This window comes from Aeromonas allosaccharophila, from assembly GCF_016026615.1.
Classification (GTDB): Bacteria; Pseudomonadota; Gammaproteobacteria; order Enterobacterales; family Aeromonadaceae; genus Aeromonas; species Aeromonas allosaccharophila.
Map to the genome: position 1 here is coordinate 3739295 of NZ_CP065745.1, position 15917 is coordinate 3755211.

The following is a 15917-nucleotide window of genomic DNA, read 5'->3' on the forward strand; positions in this document are numbered from 1 at the left end:
AGCTGACTGGAAATTCGGTGATGTGACAGGGTTCAAAAATGGGCCCCGCAGGGCCCAATCAGATATTAGTCACGCTCGCTGACGATGTCCTGAGTGAAGGACTTCTCGCAATACTTGCACTTCATCCGTACCACGCCTTTCACTTCGCGCACCCGGAAGTAGCTGTCCACCGGCTCGTTGTGGGAGATGCAGTTGGAGTTGGGGCAGTGGAACACCCCGGCGATGAACTCCGGCAGCTCCAACTGGTGCTTCTTCACCACATTGAAGTCTTCGATGATGTTGACGGTCGCTTTCGGGGCGAACAGCGCCAGCTGGTTGGCCTGTTGCTCGGTCAGGCGGGTGTTCTCAATCTTGATGAGATCCTTCTTGCCCAGCGCGCCGGATTTCAGGTTGAAGCCGACGGTGATCCGCTCCTGGGTTTCAACCAGCTGGAACAGCTTGAGGATCTTGATGCCCTGGCCAGCGGGGATGTGATCGATGACGGAGCCGTGACGGATGGCTTCGACTTGCAGTTGGTTCTTGTCAGACATGATATTCCCCTAAGCTCAGACAGTTTCGTTCAGTACCAGTGCCAGCAGCGCCTGGCGTGCATATACCCCGTTCTCCGCCTGCTGGAAGTAGCAAGCGTGGGGGGTCTTGTCGACCGCCACATCGATCTCGTCGACGCGGGGCAGGGGATGCAGGATCTTCATGGTGGGCTTGGCCCCTTCCAGGGTCGCCAGCTCCAGCACGAACTTGGCAGCCATGTGCTTGTATTCAGTCTCGTCGAAGCGCTCTTTCTGGACGCGGGTCATGTAGAGGATGTCCAGCTCCGGCATCACCTCTTCCATGGTCTGGTGGACGCTGAACGGGATGCCTTTCTCTTCCAGCTCTTCGCAGATGTAGTCCGGCATCGCCAGCGCTTCCGGGGAGATGAAGAAGAAGCGGCAGTTGAACAGGCTGAGGGCCTGGGCCAGCGAGTGCACGGTGCGGCCATATTTCAGGTCACCGACGAAGGCGACGTTGAGGTTGTCCAGACGACCCTGGGTCTCATGGATGGTGAACAGGTCGAGCAGGGTCTGGCTCGGATGCTGGTTGGAGCCGTCGCCGCCGTTGATGACCGGCACGCGGGAGAACTCGGCAGCCAGACGGGCCGCGCCCTCTTTCGGGTGACGCATCACTACCGCATCCGAGTAGGAGCCGATGATCTTGATGGAGTCAGCCAGCGTCTCGCCTTTCTTGGCGCTGGTGTTGCCACCGTCGGCGAAGCCGATGATGTTGCCGCCGAGGCGCTGTACCGCGGTCTCGAATGAGAGGCGGGTGCGGGTGGAGGCTTCGAAGAAGCAGCTGGCAACCAGCTTGTCTTTCAACAGGCTGGTGTCAGGTTCAGCCTTCAACCGTTGTGCGGTTGAGACTACCAGTTCCATTTCTGACCGGGTCAGGTCCGAAATGGAGATGACATGTTTCTTATAGAGTGGATTGGTCATCGTCTGCATTCCCTTTGACATCATTGGAGGTTTTTCGGGCACAAAAAAAAGCCCCTGAAACAGGGGCTTTTTTTAAAAATAACTGGGGATCCTTGGGGTGGGAACCGAAAACAACGGGGCCGCTCTGGTGCGCACCACCCGTCTGCAAGGCTGTTTTCTGAATCAAAAACTGCATCGTTTCGTCCCGACCTTTTTCAAAACCGGACAGATTATAGGGCCGCTTTTTTAATTGTCAAAATTTTATTTCTGATGCCAATTTCAGCATGAAAAACGTTTAAGTTGCGCGAACAGGACGACAAATCCACACCCTGTGCGTCTCTTGCAGCGATTCCCCATCGCGGGCCATGGCACGCAAATAACCGAGTCTGTGGTGCCCTTCCAGCAGGCAGTAGGGTTGCGGCAGCGGTTGCCCGTTCGGGTAACTGCACCCCTCGGCGGGCGCCAGCACGATGACAGGTTCCGGCCAGGTGCCTTCGCTCAGCATCTTCTCGCCGAGCCAGGATCGGCGCACATAGCGATTGCTGCACAGCATCTCGCCCCAGCGCTCGATCACCTCCATATGGCGGGAGTCCACCTGAGCCACCAGTTGCGCGGTGGGCCAGCTTTCACAGGTGAACTGATGGCTGGCGAGATCGATAAAGCTCCAGTTGGACTCAAAACCGCGCCAATGACGGTAAATCCACTGGGATAGCACATTTTCAGGAATAAAGGGCACCAGCGGTGCGACCCGTTCAAGATAGGCGGGCAGGGACTCTGTCTTGCGTTCATCCCTGAAGTTGAGGGGCGCCAGTTGTTGGAGCAATCGGTAATTGAGCATAAGTGGCCTCCCGGTACCTGATTTCACCCTACCCCCATTTATGTCCCATTCCTACCCCGGCAGGGCTGCAAATACAGCAAGTTATTCCGCTTTGCTGCACAAACAACCGAGACTTGTTCGGGATTTGTGCAATCGCATCAAAAGCGTAAAAAAAGCCTTTACCTTTGATCTCCACTTTGTATACTACGCCTCGTTTGTTGCAGGGGCGTAGTTCCAATTGGTAGAACAGCGGTCTCCAAAACCGATGGTTGCGGGTTCGAGTCCTGCCGCCCCTGCCATTTTCAGAAAGGCCAGCTCATTGAGCTGGCCTTTCGCATTTCTGGCGTTCGCCCTCTGCCCCTCCCGCCCCCTGTTTCTCCTCCTGATTGTTCTGCCGCTCGGTAGCATGGAATAGCGAGCAACCAATTTCTGATAGCTATCCCTGTTGTTGATGGATGTAAAAATATACAGATTCACTAAAGTCTGTTCATGTTGCGGCCGATAGCCTTTGATACATCAGGGTTTTCCCTGCCTGACACAACAACAAGGATTCGTCGTCATGACCCTCTCTCTGCGCGGCAAGCTGCTGGCCACCAGTCTTGGCGTGGTGCTGCTGATGGCATCACTGCTCGGTATCGTTGCCTTTCACACCCTCAAATCCCGCACCATGAACGCCATCCAGAGCGAGGCGGTCAACTATGGTCACGCCTACTCGGTCGCGATCGGAGAATGGATGACGGATCGCAAGAACACCGTCCATGCGCTAGTCAACCTGATCAGCGACAACCCCCAAGCCGAGCTGGTGCCCCACCTGAAGCAGGCCTACACCTCCGGTGGCTTCGGCCTCACCTATTTTGGCTCCGCGCAGGGGGTGATGACCCGGCAGGATCCCTCCCTCAACACCGGCAACTATGACCCGCGCGAGCGCCCCTGGTATCAGGATGCGGTGAAGGCGGGTCAGTTGATCGTCACTGCCCCCTATGTCAGCGTCACCATGCAGAAGCTGGTGGTCACTCTTTCCGAGCCGGTGCGCCATCAGGGTGAGCTGGTCGGCGCCGTGGGGGCCAACCTGGCGCTCGACAAGCTGATCGACGAAGTGCTGGCGATGAAGGTGCAGGGTGAGGGTTACGCCATGCTGCTCGACAGCAGCGGCCTCATCGTCGGCCATCCGCAGAAGGATCTGGCGCTCAAGCCCATCGCCGAGCTGGCGCCGGGACTCTCTGCCGCCACTTTCCAGCAGTGGGGCCGTGAAAACAGCGAGCTGCACGCTGCCACCCTCGACGGGCGCGACGTGCTGCTGGCAGTACAACCGGTAGCGGGCACCGACTGGCTGCTGGCCATGGTGATGTATCGCGATGTGCTGGAGGCGCCGCTCAGCAGCCTGCTGTGGGAGCTGGTGGGGCTGACGCTGGTGCTGATGCTGGTGTTCAGCGCCCTGCTCACCGCCACCTTCAAATACCTGTTCGCCGATCTCGGTCGGGTCGCGCACGCCCTGCACGACATCGCCCACGGCGAGGGGGATCTCACCGTTCACATCAACACCCACAGCAAGGATGAGGTGGGTCAGCTGGCCCAGAACTTCAACCAGTTCGTGGCGCGGCTGCACGGCATCGTTAGCCGGTTGCGCGATGTGACCGTCGAGCTGGCGGCCCAGTCCCGCACTCAGGCTGCCGGGGCGCAGGCCCGCAGTCAGCGGGTGCGTCAACAGCAGGACGAGATCGTGATGGTGGCGACTGCGGTGACCGAGATGGCCTCCGCCACCCAGGAGATCGCCGGCAACGCCGAGTTTGCCGCCACCACCGCCACCGATGCGGTTGCACTGGCGGTCGCCGGTCAATCCCAGGTCGGCCAGAGTCAGCGCAGCATTACCGGTCTGGCGGACGAAGTGGCCGATGCCAGCCAGATCATCAACGAGCTCGACAGCCATGCCCAGAAGATCAGCGGCATTCTGGCCACCATCAGCGGCATCGCCGAGCAGACCAACCTGCTGGCGCTCAACGCCGCCATCGAGGCGGCCCGGGCCGGTGAGCAGGGCCGTGGTTTTGCGGTAGTCGCGGACGAGGTGCGGGTACTGTCGCGGCGCACCCACGACTCCACCGACGAGATCCAGCAGATGATCGAAACCCTGCAGCAGACCACCCGTCGCGCCGTGGGTGGCATGGAGACCAGCCGTCAGCTGGCGGGCACCAGCGTGGAGGATGCGGAAGCGGCCAACCTGAGCCTTGGCCGGATCAACGAGGCGATCGGCTCTATCAGCGACATGGCGACCCAGATCGCGGCGGCGGCCGAGGAGCAGACCTCGGTGACCGGCGAGATCAGCCGCAATACCGAGAATATCCGCCACGTCTCGCAAGAGCTGGCCGAGCAGGCGGGCAACGAGGCGGCGCAGGCGGCCGAACTCAAGTCGCTGACCGAGCGACTGGAGCAGGAGATCGGCCGCTTCCGGCTCTGATCATCCCGCCACTCCAGCAACAGAAAGGGCAGCCCGCGGGCTGCCCTTTTTCATTGCTGGTGGCCGTCAGGCGGCGCTCTCCAGCTGCGCCAGATGGAAGGCGCGCCAGTTGCCGTCGGGCAGGTAGTGCTTGCCCTGCTGCCACCTGGGGTCGTGCTGTACCACGTAGCGGTAGTGGTAGGCCAGCTGCTGGCCTACATAACGCCCCTGCGCCGGGTCGAAGATCTCCACCTCGATGAGCTGGCGCAGATATTCGCTCTGGGGATCATCCTCGCCGTGGAAGTTCTCCATCTCATCCAGCGCCGCGATGGCGGCGGGGAAGTCGTCCAGCACAAACAGCTCGCCATAGACCCAGTCATCACCCTGCAGCAGGGCCGGATAGCCCTTGTGTTGCAGGTGATAGAGGGCGCCGCGCACCCGGGCGCGCCGTGGCGGCTGGCTCACATGAGCGGCCAGATAGCGCCGGTAGTTGAACAGCCCATCCATCAGACTGCCATAGACGAACAGCGGGCGTGGCTGGCCGAGGCTCATGAGATCTCGCCGCCCACGATCTTGAGGTCGCCATCCTGCTGCAGTACCACCGCCTCGATGGCCAGCGCCAGCGCGCGGGTGATGTCGCTCATGGCGAGGCAGGGCTGGTTCACCTTGTCCGCAACCTGCTCGGTGATGTAGGGAACGTGGATAAAGCCGCCGCGCACCGCCGGGAACTCCTGCTCAATCAGGTAGTGCAGCTGATACATGATGTGGTTGCAGACGAAGGTGCCCGCGGTGTTGGAGACCGCAGCCGGAATACCGTTCTCCTTGATGCGCTGCACCATCCCCTTGAGGGGCAGACGGGAGAAGTAGGCCGGTGCGCCATCGGCCTGAATCACTTCGTCGATGGGCTGCTGCTGCTCGTTGTCGGGGATGCGGGCATCGTCGATGTTGATGGCGACCCGCTCCGGGGTAATGGCGAAGCGGCCGCCCGCCTGACCGACGTTGATCACTACGTCAGGCTGGTGCTGGCGCATCAGCTCCGCCAGCAGGGTAGCCGACTTGACGAATACGGTGGGGATCTGCGCCTTGATCACGGTGGCGTCCAGAATGGTGTCGGGCAGGCGTTTAACCGCCTCCCACGCCGGGTTGATGGGCTCGCCGCCAAAGGGGTCAAAACCGGTAATCAGAACTTTCATCATCATCTCCCGAATTCTCAAAATGCCCAGTAGTACATGAGGGCGATATGGATCAGCACCAGGGTCAGCGCCATCGGCACCTGCACCTTGATCACCTTGTTGAGATCCTTCATCTCCAGCAGGGCGGCGGGCAGGGCATTGAAGTTGGCGGCCATGGGGGTCATCAGGGTGCCGCAGAAACCGGCGGTCATCGCCAGCGCACCGGCGATCACCGGATCACCCCCTTGCGCTACCACGAAGGGAATGCCGATCCCGGCAGTGATGACGGTGAAGGCGGCGTAGGCGTTGCCCATGATCATGGTGAAGACCATCATGCCGAGGCAGTAGGCCACCACCCCGACGAAGGGGCTGCCCATCGGCACCACGGTGGAGATCCCGTGGGAGATGACGTCACCGACGCCGGACGTGTTGAAGATCACCCCGAGGGCGGCCAGCAACTGGGGCAGGATGCCGGTGATGCCGACCTGCTGGATCATCCGGTCCGAGTCGCCCACCACGGTGGAGGGGGTGGCGCGGGTCAGCAGTACCGTGATGACGAAGGCGATCACCGCCGCCAGGCCGATACCGACCTGACCGCCGAGCGGCGTGAACTGGGCGATCACTACTGCCAGCAGCGCCAGCAACACGCAGGGCAGGAAGATCCGGTTGCCGATGCGGTTGGCGTGGCGCTGGGACTCCTCCTCGCTCGCCTGCTCCAGCTTGCCGATCTTCACCTGCTTGAGCAGGGTGATGACCCCCATGGTGAGGATCAGCATCCCGTTGATCATGTTGGGGATATAGCTGCCGAAGGCGAACAGCACCCCGAGGATGGTCCAGAACAGGGCGGTGCCGACTCGGGCCGGGTGGTTGCCATCACGCAGGACGCGCCAGGCGCTGCTAAACAGGATGACGCCGATCAGCACATAGAAGAATTCGAGCATATTGGGGATCAGTGCAGCCATTACTGTTGACCTCCCTTGCTGTTGCCAGATGCATATTTCTTGGCCATCTGACGGTCAAACCACATATTGGAGGCGGCGACCATCAACAGGGTAATGATGGCAATCGGCATGGAGGCCTTGGCAATATCGACGGCGGAGACGTTATATCCCAGCGACTCGAACGTGCCGACAATCAGCAATACCCCGGCGGAGGCGACAAAGGTATTTTGGGCAAAGAAGTTGCCGTAGTTTTCGGTGGCCGAAACCCGCGCCTTGATATATTCCTCGTCCTCTTCGCTTAATTTCCCGTGCACCTTGCTGGCGGCTGCCTGGGTCATCGGGTTGACCAGCGGACGAATAAACTGGGTATGACCCTGTACCCGCACCGAGAAGAGACCGGCCAGCTCGCGGATAAACATATAGAGGGTCATGAACTTGCCCGGAGTGAGCTTTTTGATCCGCTCTATCAGGGTGACCGCCTGCTGTTTCAGGCCGTAGCGTTCGCAGATGCCGATCATCGGCAGGGTCAGCAGAAACAGCGTCACCATGCGGTTGGAGACGAAGGCTTCGCCCAGCAGGGAGAGGCAATCGGTCATGGAGAGACCGGAGACCAGTGCCGTGGTAACGGCAGCGACCAGCACGACGGCCAGAGTATCGAGTTTGAAATAAAATCCTAACAAAATAATGAGGATGCCACTCAATTTAATCCATTCCAATTAACCACCTCGTTCAAGTGAATATTTATGTGTAATTTTTGATGATGGAGTTGTTTATCATCTGCAGACAGGGATGGCAACAATTAAGCGTTTGCGAGGAGATGCATGGCGGATGGCACCACATTTTTGCTGATTTATCGTTCGTTGGTAAACGGTGAGTCCTGTTATCACGGTGCCAATGTGCATCAATGCTGATTATTCATCATGATTTCCCAGATATATTTCAGCGATACCTGCGTGGCAGTTCAGCTGCCTGATAAATAACCTCCCATTTGATTTGGCAATATACATGCAACATGCCGTCTATATATTTGGCGGAAAAGGTGGCTAGAGATCGGAGGCAGGAAAATATGGCGGGCAGGTGAGTGCGGTGGCGAAGGGGTCGCCACCGCTGAAGGCTCAGGGGGTCTGCTTGACCCAAATCAGCTGGTCGGTAGTAAAGCCCAGCCCCTTGGCCTTGGCGATCAGCGCGTCCACCTTCTCCTTGGGCGGATTGGGGGAGCGGGAGAGGATCCAGAGGTAGTCGTGGTTGTAGCTGGTCACCAGCGATAGCTGGTAGTCGGGATCGAGGTCGATGACGTTGTAGCCGCCGTAGAAGGGGCCGAAGAAGCTCACCTTGAGCCGCGCCTCGTCCGGCTTGTCGATGAAGTAGGCTTTGCCCTCGGCTTCGCGCCAGCTGCCATCGCTCTGCTTGCCGCGGTTGAGTACCTTGACGCCGCCATCATCGCGCAGGCTGTAGGTGGCGCTCACCTGCTCCAGCCCCCGCTCGAAGCTGTGGTCGAGGCGGGCGATTTCGTACCAGGTGCCGAGATAGCGGTCGAGCTGGAAGCCGGTGACGGGACGGATGCCGTCGGCAATCCCGGTACAGGCCGTCAGCAGCAAAGCGGTGAACAGGCAAAGCAGTGAACGCATAAGTAATCCCTCTCTGGTTATCCCTCGATGATGCGCAGCTGGCCATCCCGGAAGCGGGAGGCCTGATCCGTCGGCGTGCTGCCGAAGAAGCGCTTGTACTCCCGGCTGAACTGGGAGTTGCTCTCGTAACCGACTCTGGCCGCCGCGGTGCCCGCCTTGATGCCGTCGTGCAGCATCATCATCCGCGCCTTGTGCAGCCTAAACGACTTGATGTACTGCAGCGGCGAGGTGGCGGTGACCGCCTTGAAGTGGTGGTGAAAGGCGGAAACGCTCATGTTCACCTCCCGCGCCAGCTCCTCCATGGTGAGGTTGTCGGCATAACGGGACTCTATCATACGCAGCACCCGGGCGATCTGGCCCACATGGTTGTGGCGATTGGCGAGCGCTTGCAACGCCGGGCCGCCCCCCTCGGTGAGGGCGTGAAACAGCATCTCCCGCACCGTCTGCGGCCCCAGCACCTTGGCGTGCAGCGGGTTGTCCATCAAATCGATCAGCCGCTCGGCGGCGCAGAACATCGCTTCCGACAGGGGCACCGAGTGGACGCCGCTCTTCTGCGGAGCGGGGGCGGGCAGGGCGTCGCCCAGCTCCAGCAGCAGTTCTTGCAGGGTGACCATGTTGATCTCGATGGTAAAACCGATCAGCGGCTGCTCGGGGGAGGCGAAGCACTCGCACTCGCAGGGCAGCGGCAAAGTCATCAGCAAGTAGTGGTTGGGGTCGTAGCGAAACACCTGATCCGCCAGATAGCCCACCTTGTGCCCCTGCAGGATAACGATCATCCGCGGCTGGTAGAGCACCGGGGTACGACCGTGGTACTCGGTGGTGTAGATGAAATTCACCTGCTCCACCGGGGAGGGGGTGATGCCGGGGGCGGTGACGTGGCGGGTCACTCTGGCGGCGAGGTCGCTGTAACGGTTTGGCATGGGCGCTCTTTGATTCGACTGTTCCGGCTTTCGCTGCTTTGTAGAAATAGGCAAGAATCAAGCAGGATGTTGTCTTGATGGTAGGGTGGTTCTGGAGAAAAATGCAATCACGATTTCGCGGCCTGGCCGCCCTGACTATCAGAAGAAGGCAATGTCGATGAACAACTTTACGCTCCATACCCCGACCAAGATCCTGTTTGGCCAAGGGCAGATCGCCCAGCTGCGTGAGCAGCTCCCGAGCGATGCCCGCGTCATGATCACCTACGGCGGCGGCAGCGTGATACGCAGCGGCCTGCTGGAGCAGATCCGCAGCGAACTGGCTGGCATGACCCTGTTTGAATTTGGCGGCATCGAGCCGAACCCGGCCTACGAGACCCTGATGGGTGCCGTGGAGCTGGCCCGTGCCGAGCGGGTCGACTTCCTGCTCGCCGTCGGCGGCGGCTCAGTGCTCGATGGCACCAAGTTTATCGCCGCTGCCGCGCACTACGATCTGGCCAAAGAGCCTTGGCACATTCTCGAGACCGTGGGCAGCGAAGTGCGTTCCGCCATCCCTCTGGGTTCAGTGCTGACCCTGCCGGCAACCGGCTCCGAAATGAACATGGGCGCCGTCATCACCCGTCGCAGCAGTGGCGACAAGGTGCACTTCTTCTCGCCGTTGGTGATGCCGCGCTTCGCCGTGCTGGATCCGGTGCTCACCTACACCCTGCCCGAGCGTCAGGTGGCGAACGGGGTGGTGGATGCTTTCGTCCATACCGTGGAGCAGTACCTCACCTATCCGGTCAATGCCAAGGTGCAGGATCGTTTCGCCGAAGGCTTGCTGCTGACCCTGATCGAAGAGGGCCCCAAGGCGCTGGCCGAGCCGCACAACTACGAGGTGCGCGCCAACATCATGTGGAGCGCCACCATGGCGTTGAACGGTCTGATCGGTGCCGGTGTGCCGCAGGATTGGGCCACCCACATGCTGGGTCACGAGCTGACTGCCCTGCATGGCCTCGACCACGCCCAGACCCTGGCGGCGGTACTGCCCGCCCTGTTGCAGGCCAAGCGCAAACAGAAGCATGCCAAGCTGCTGCAATACGCAGAGCGGGTGTGGGGTCTGCGCAACGGCAGCGAAGCGGAGCGCATCGACGATGCCATCGCTGCGACCCGCGACTTCTTCGAGCGGATGGGGGTCAAGACCCGCTTGCGTGACTACGGCCTCAAAGATCTCGGTATCGATACCCTGATCGGCAAGTTGGGTGAGCACGGCATGACCCGTCTGGGCGAGCACAGCGATATCGATCTGGTGCAGAGCCAGCATATTTATGAAGCGGCCTGGTAAGGGCCGCCAATCGGCGCCACACGGGCGAAACGATTGAATTGTCGGGGCCCTCTCCCGCCATCTGGCGGCTGAGTGGCCCCGCTTTTGTTGGGAAAATGTTACTTTTCGGCGTTTCGCTGCGAGAAGTGAGACGAAAGCGGATTTCGTAAGAACAAAAAACGCTAAGATAGAGGGCCGGTAAAACATTTTTTTTGACTGGTTGGATCACTTTTTTCAGCCGTTTTTACTGGTATAAGCCTCTAATTTGGTTTGTTTTTTTTAATCGTAGCCAGGGATGGGCTGAATTCTGTACGAGTGCCGTCGGGACTGCGGTTGTAATAAAACTCCAAAATTTGATACTAATCACCTTCGCGCCTGAAAAGCGGGGGCCTGACCATGACAGGAGGTTGAGGTAAAGCCTACTGATTTTCATAACAAAGAGCCCTGGACCTGCACTTTGGTCATGTCTTGTTTCGTCAGAAGTGAGACACTGGGCAGCGATTGTTTATTAACCATCAGGGAATAGTCATGCAGATTGGAATACCGAGAGAGAGTCTCGCCGGTGAGACCCGGGTCGCAGCGACCCCGGCTACCGTCGAGCAGCTGAAAAAGCTCGGCTTCGAGGTCGCCATCGAGTCCGGCGCAGGCCAGTTGGCCAGCTTCGATGATGCCGCCTTCGAGGCTGCCGGTGCCAGCGTGGTGCCGAATGTCTGGCAAGCCGACCTTATCTTCAAGGTCAATGCGCCGACCGATGCCGAGATCGCACAAATTAAAGATGGTGCCACTCTGGTGAGCTTCATTTGGCCTGCCCAGAACCCTGAGCTGGTCAAGAAGCTGTCCGAGCGCAACATCAATGTGATGGCGATGGATATGGTGCCGCGGATCTCCCGTGCCCAGTCCCTCGATGCCCTCTCCTCCATGGCCAACATCGGTGGCTATCGCGCCGTGGTTGAAGCTGCGCACCAGTTCGGTCGCTTCTTCACCGGTCAAATCACCGCAGCCGGTAAAGTGCCGCCTGCCAAGGTGCTGGTGATCGGTGCCGGTGTCGCCGGTCTGGCCGCCATCGGTACGGCCGGTTCCCTCGGCGCCATCGTGCGTGCGTTCGATACCCGTCTGGAAGTAGCCGAGCAGATCGAATCCATGGGTGGGGAATTCCTCAAACTGGACTTCGGCGGCGAAGACGGCGCCTCCAGCGATGGTTATGCCAAAGTGATGAGCGAAGAGTTCATCAAGGCCGAGATGGAGCTGTTCGCCCAGCAGGCCAAAGAGGTGGACATCATCATCACCACCGCTCTGATCCCGGGCAAGCCAGCTCCCAAACTGATCACCAAAGAGATGGTGGACAGCATGAAGCCGGGCTCCGTCATCGTGGACATGGCCGCTCAGGCTGGCGGCAACTGCGAATACACAGTGCCGGGTGAACTGCATGTCACCGCCAACGGCGTCAAGGTGATCGGTTATACCGATCTGCCGGGTCGTCTGCCTGCCCAATCCTCCCAGCTCTACGGTACCAACCTGGTCAACCTGATGAAGCTGATGTGCAAGGAGAAGGACGGCAACGTTGCCATCAACTTCGAAGACGTGGTTCAGCGCAACATGACGGTGATCCAGGCCGGTGAAGTGACCTTCCCGCCGCCCGCCATCTCCGTCTCTGCCGCCCCGCAGAAACCGGCTGCCGCCAAACCGGCCGCCAAGAAAGAAGCGGCCAAGCCTTCCAACAAGAAGTTCGTGTTCGGTGCCCTCGGCATCGCCGCCTTCGGCTGGATTGCGTCCGTTGCCCCGGCTGCCTTCCTCTCCCATTTCACCGTATTCATCCTGGCCTGTGTGGTCGGTTACTACGTGGTGTGGAACGTTTCGCATGCCCTGCATACGCCGCTGATGTCGGTCACCAATGCCATCTCCGGCATTATCGTGGTCGGTGCCCTGCTGCAGATCGGGCAAGGGTCGACCCTGGTCACCGTGCTGGCGTTCGTCGCCGTGCTGATTGCCAGTATCAACATCTTCGGCGGTTTCACCGTCACTCAGCGCATGCTGAAGATGTTCCGTAAGGATTAAGGGGGTTTAACGTGTCTCAAGGACTGGTAACAGCATCCTATATCGTTGCCGCCGTGCTCTTCATCCTCAGTCTCGCGGGACTGTCGAAGCAAGAGACGGCCAAGCATGGCAACCTGTTCGGTATCGCGGGTATGGCTATCGCCCTGCTCGCCACCGTATTCAACCCGGAGACCAGTGGCGTACACTGGATCATCCTGGCCATGGTGATCGGCGGTGCCATCGGCGTGCGTCTGGCACTCAAGGTCGAGATGACCGAGATGCCCGAGCTGGTGGCCGTGCTGCACAGCTTCGTGGGTATGGCGGCAGTGCTGGTGGGCTTCAACAGCTTCATCGATCTGCACCCGTCTGCTCCTGCTGAGGTGGTGGTCTCCGTCGGTTCCAACCTGGATGCCACTCTGGCAGCCGCCCGTGCGGCGTTCGAACAGGCGGCCAGCGTCGCCCAGGTCGAGCACCTCTCCGGCGCCATGCTGAACATCCACCTGGTCGAGATCTTCCTGGGCGTCTTCATCGGTGCCGTGACCTTCACCGGTTCCGTGGTTGCCTTCGGCAAACTGCGCGGTCTGATCTCCTCCAAGCCGCTGATGCTGCCGCACCGCCACAAGCTGAACCTGCTGGCCGTGGTCGCGTCTCTGGCGCTGATGGTCTACTTCGTCAACGCGGGCGGCTCTACCTTCGCTCTGCTGGTGATGACCCTGATCGCCTTCGCCTTCGGCTGGCATCTGGTGGCCTCCATCGGTGGCGCCGACATGCCGGTGGTGGTCTCCATGCTGAACTCCTACTCCGGTTGGGCGGCGGCGGCGGCGGGCTTTATGCTCTCCAACGACCTGCTGATCGTGGTGGGTGCGCTGGTAGGTTCCTCCGGTGCGATCCTCTCTTACATCATGTGCAAGGCGATGAACCGCTCCTTCATCTCGGTGATCGCCGGTGGCTTCGGCTCCGACGGCGTGGCCTCCACGGCTGATCAGGAGATGGGCGAATACCGCGAAACCAGCGCCGAGGAAGTGGCTGACCTGCTGAAGAACTCCAGCTCCGTCATCATCACCCCGGGCTACGGCATGGCGGTGGCACAGGCCCAGTATCCGGTGGCTGAAATCACCCAGAAGCTGCGTGATCGCGGCGTCAAGGTGCGCTTCGGTATCCACCCGGTTGCCGGTCGTCTGCCAGGCCACATGAACGTGCTGCTGGCGGAAGCGAAAGTCCCGTATGACATAGTTCTGGAAATGGACGAGATCAACGACGACTTCGCCGATACCGACACCGTGCTGGTGATCGGTGCCAACGACACCGTCAACCCGGCTGCGATGGAAGATCCGGGCAGCCCGATCGCCGGGATGCCGGTACTGGAAGTGTGGAAAGCGCAGAACGTCATCGGCTTCAAGCGCTCCATGAACACTGGCTACGCCGGTGTCCAGAACCCGCTGTTCTTCAAAGAGAATACCCAGATGCTGTTTGGCGATGCCAAGGCCAGCGTCGAGGCGATCCTCAAGGCACTGTAAGTGCCTGTCAGGTATCGCATAACAAGGAGGCTTCGGCCTCCTTTTTTATTACCCCCGGATTGTATACTCTCAAACCATGGCGGTATGGAGATATGCCCATGGATTGGCAGCGAATGTGGCGACGGGGGTGGCAAGGCGGCTGGCTATTGGCCTCGCTGGTGTTGGGCGGCAGCGCGCTGGCGGACGAGCCCCCGACCCTGACCATACTGACCGAGCTGTGGCCTCCCTATGTCATGCGCAGTGACAATGGCGAGCTGGTGGGGGCCGATCTCGAGCTGGCCCGCGCCGTGTTGCTGCAACTGGGCTATCGCACCGAGGTGAGGGTGCTGCCCTGGAAGCGGGTATTGCAGCAGGCTCGTCTCAAGCAAGGGGATGCTGTGCTCGATGTCTTCTATATCGAGGCTCGCCAGCAGTGGCTCCACTATCCCGAAGAGCCGCTCTCTCACAGCGGCGAGGTGCTCTTCTATCCAGCTGATCGCCCGGTGAAATTCGAGCAACTCTCCGACCTCAAGGGGCTGCGGATCGGCGTTCAGGCTGACTATGCCTACAGCCCTGATTTTCTGGCCGATAAGGGGGTCATCCGGGTTGCCATGACCGGCGATGGCAACATGATCAAGCAGTTGCACCTGATGATGGCTGGCAGGCTGGACGGGGTGGTGCTCAACGAGCGGGTCGGTCGTTATCTGCTGCGTACCCAGGGGCTGCAGGATCAGGTGCTCAATGGTAGCCGCCTGTTGACCGACGACAACCGCAACTTCCTGGGTTTTACCCGCAAGCCTGGCCACGATCAGCTGGCCATCCAGTTCTCCTCCGCGCTCAAAGCATTCAAGCAGACGCCCGCCTATCGGCAGCTGCTGGCTCGCTATCACCTCTGAGTCATCGCGCCGTCTGTGCGCGACTTCACAAATTGTCGCACTTTGTTAAAAGGTGGGCATAATGGCATGCAAAAAGGGGATACCGCTCAACATTAGTTTATCTTGTTGATAGTAGAATCAACTGCGGTTTACTCAAAGTCACTCATATATGTCCACAGCAGCCACCACAGACAACATCAATTTGTTAACGGACGAAGAACGTCATCTGATCGCCAGTTTCGAGCCCGCCGTCGAGGCACTGGCGGCCCTGTTTGGCAGTGGCTGCGAGGTGGTGCTGCATGCCTTTGACTCGCTGGATGCATCGGTCATCAAGATTGCCAACGGCCATGTGACAGGGCGTCGGGAGGGGGCACCGGTTACCGACTTTGCCCTCAATCGCTTGCAGGGAGTGGCGGGCAGCCAGTGGAGCAGCTACTTCACCCGCACCCGTGACGGGGCACTGATGAAGTCCTCTTCCGTCACCATCAGCAACCGGCAGGGCAAGCCCATCGGCATGCTCTGTGTGAACTTCAGTCTGGATACCTCCCTTGGCAGCCTGCTCGATACCTTTACGCTGCCTGCGGCACCGGCGCCGCTCAACAACGAGACCTTTGCCAGCTCGGTTGACGATCTGGTGGCTCAAGTGATTGAGAAGGTGGATCAGGATAGTTCGCTCTCCAGCTCGGTGCGCAACAAGGAGATAGTGACCCGGCTCTACGACATGGGGATTTTCGAGATCAAGGAGGCGGCCCAGCTGGTTGCCCGGATGCTCGGCATCTCCCGTCACACCGTCTATTTGCACATCCGCAATCACAAGGCGGATCTGAACAAGCAATAACTGCCTGCGGGCACCCTGAA

16 protein-coding genes and 1 tRNA gene are annotated in these 15917 nt (G+C 59.9%); 7 read left to right on the plus strand and 10 right to left on the minus strand.

Annotated features, from left to right (window positions below; genetic code table 11):
* Positions 1–65: 65 nt before the first annotated feature.
* The 4 genes from pyrI to I6G90_RS17110 all read right to left on the minus strand — a co-directional run bounded on the left by pyrI (position 66) and on the right by I6G90_RS17110 (position 2283).
* Positions 66–530 carry an aspartate carbamoyltransferase regulatory subunit gene (pyrI, locus tag I6G90_RS17095; RefSeq protein WP_042063767.1) on the minus strand — a complete coding sequence of 155 codons (465 nt, stop codon included), beginning with the start codon at positions 528–530 and terminating at the stop codon, positions 66–68.
* 15 nt (positions 531–545) lie between these two features.
* Positions 546–1466, minus strand: coding sequence for an aspartate carbamoyltransferase (gene pyrB / locus I6G90_RS17100; protein ID WP_042063824.1), 921 nt, complete (start codon positions 1464–1466; stop codon positions 546–548).
* Entirely contained in the window at positions 1447–1641 is a 195-nt protein-coding gene (locus I6G90_RS17105) for a hypothetical protein (protein ID WP_148140577.1), read from the minus strand. The genes pyrB and I6G90_RS17105 overlap by 20 nt, the downstream gene beginning before the upstream one ends.
* A 99-nt stretch (positions 1642–1740) precedes the next feature.
* The gene (locus I6G90_RS17110) at positions 1741–2283 is read right to left on the minus strand and encodes a hypothetical protein (protein ID WP_197928453.1); all 543 of its coding nucleotides are present in this window, start codon (positions 2281–2283) and stop codon (positions 1741–1743) included.
* Positions 2284–2484: 201 nt separating this feature from the next.
* Between I6G90_RS17110 and I6G90_RS17115 the strand changes: the two genes are divergently transcribed.
* Positions 2485–2561 (plus strand) — tRNA-Trp (locus I6G90_RS17115).
* Positions 2562–2821: 260 nt separating this feature from the next.
* Entirely contained in the window at positions 2822–4714 is a 1893-nt protein-coding gene (locus I6G90_RS17120; RefSeq protein WP_197928455.1) for a methyl-accepting chemotaxis protein, read from the plus strand.
* Between the two features lie 66 nt (positions 4715–4780).
* Here the strand turns inward: I6G90_RS17120 and I6G90_RS17125 are convergent, their stop codons facing one another.
* The 6 genes from I6G90_RS17125 to I6G90_RS17150 all read right to left on the minus strand — a co-directional run bounded on the left by I6G90_RS17125 (position 4781) and on the right by I6G90_RS17150 (position 9354).
* The gene (locus I6G90_RS17125; RefSeq protein WP_197928457.1) at positions 4781–5245 is read right to left on the minus strand and encodes a gamma-glutamylcyclotransferase family protein; all 465 of its coding nucleotides are present in this window, start codon (positions 5243–5245) and stop codon (positions 4781–4783) included.
* Positions 5242–5886, minus strand: a complete 645-nt coding sequence (gene pcp / locus I6G90_RS17130; protein WP_197928459.1) for a pyroglutamyl-peptidase I — start codon at positions 5884–5886, stop codon at positions 5242–5244. Before pcp ends, I6G90_RS17125 begins: the two co-directional genes overlap by 4 nt.
* A gap of 17 nt (positions 5887–5903) precedes the next feature.
* Positions 5904–6827 carry a DUF979 domain-containing protein gene (locus I6G90_RS17135; protein ID WP_058052017.1) on the minus strand — a complete coding sequence of 308 codons (924 nt, stop codon included), beginning with the start codon at positions 6825–6827 and terminating at the stop codon, positions 5904–5906.
* Positions 6827–7522: a DUF969 domain-containing protein gene (locus I6G90_RS17140; RefSeq protein WP_058052016.1), complete on the minus strand. Its 696-nt coding sequence runs from the start codon at positions 7520–7522 to the stop codon at positions 6827–6829. The genes I6G90_RS17135 and I6G90_RS17140 overlap by 1 nt, the downstream gene beginning before the upstream one ends.
* A gap of 399 nt (positions 7523–7921) precedes the next feature.
* Positions 7922–8434, minus strand: coding sequence for a lipocalin family protein (locus tag I6G90_RS17145; RefSeq protein ID WP_197928461.1), 513 nt, complete (start codon positions 8432–8434; stop codon positions 7922–7924).
* Positions 8435–8451: 17 nt separating this feature from the next.
* On the minus strand, positions 8452–9354 hold the full coding sequence (locus I6G90_RS17150) for an AraC family transcriptional regulator (protein ID WP_042657309.1): 903 nt from the start codon (positions 9352–9354) through the stop codon (positions 8452–8454).
* Between the two features lie 157 nt (positions 9355–9511).
* Between I6G90_RS17150 and yqhD the strand changes: the two genes are divergently transcribed.
* From yqhD to I6G90_RS17175, 5 genes are all read left to right on the plus strand, one after another.
* Positions 9512–10675 carry an alcohol dehydrogenase gene (gene yqhD / locus I6G90_RS17155; protein WP_197928463.1) on the plus strand — a complete coding sequence of 388 codons (1164 nt, stop codon included), beginning with the start codon at positions 9512–9514 and terminating at the stop codon, positions 10673–10675.
* A gap of 507 nt (positions 10676–11182) precedes the next feature.
* A complete protein-coding gene (gene pntA / locus I6G90_RS17160; protein WP_197928465.1) occupies positions 11183–12709 on the plus strand; it encodes a Re/Si-specific NAD(P)(+) transhydrogenase subunit alpha in 1527 nt (508 codons plus the stop codon).
* A gap of 11 nt (positions 12710–12720) precedes the next feature.
* Entirely contained in the window at positions 12721–14205 is a 1485-nt protein-coding gene (gene pntB, locus I6G90_RS17165; protein WP_075111904.1) for a Re/Si-specific NAD(P)(+) transhydrogenase subunit beta, read from the plus strand.
* A 98-nt stretch (positions 14206–14303) separates the two neighbouring features.
* Positions 14304–15080, plus strand: a complete 777-nt coding sequence (locus I6G90_RS17170) for a substrate-binding periplasmic protein (RefSeq protein WP_197928467.1) — start codon at positions 14304–14306, stop codon at positions 15078–15080.
* Positions 15081–15228: 148 nt separating this feature from the next.
* Positions 15229–15897, plus strand: a complete 669-nt coding sequence (locus I6G90_RS17175) for a helix-turn-helix transcriptional regulator (protein WP_197928469.1) — start codon at positions 15229–15231, stop codon at positions 15895–15897.
* The last annotated feature ends 20 nt before the right edge of the window (positions 15898–15917 follow it).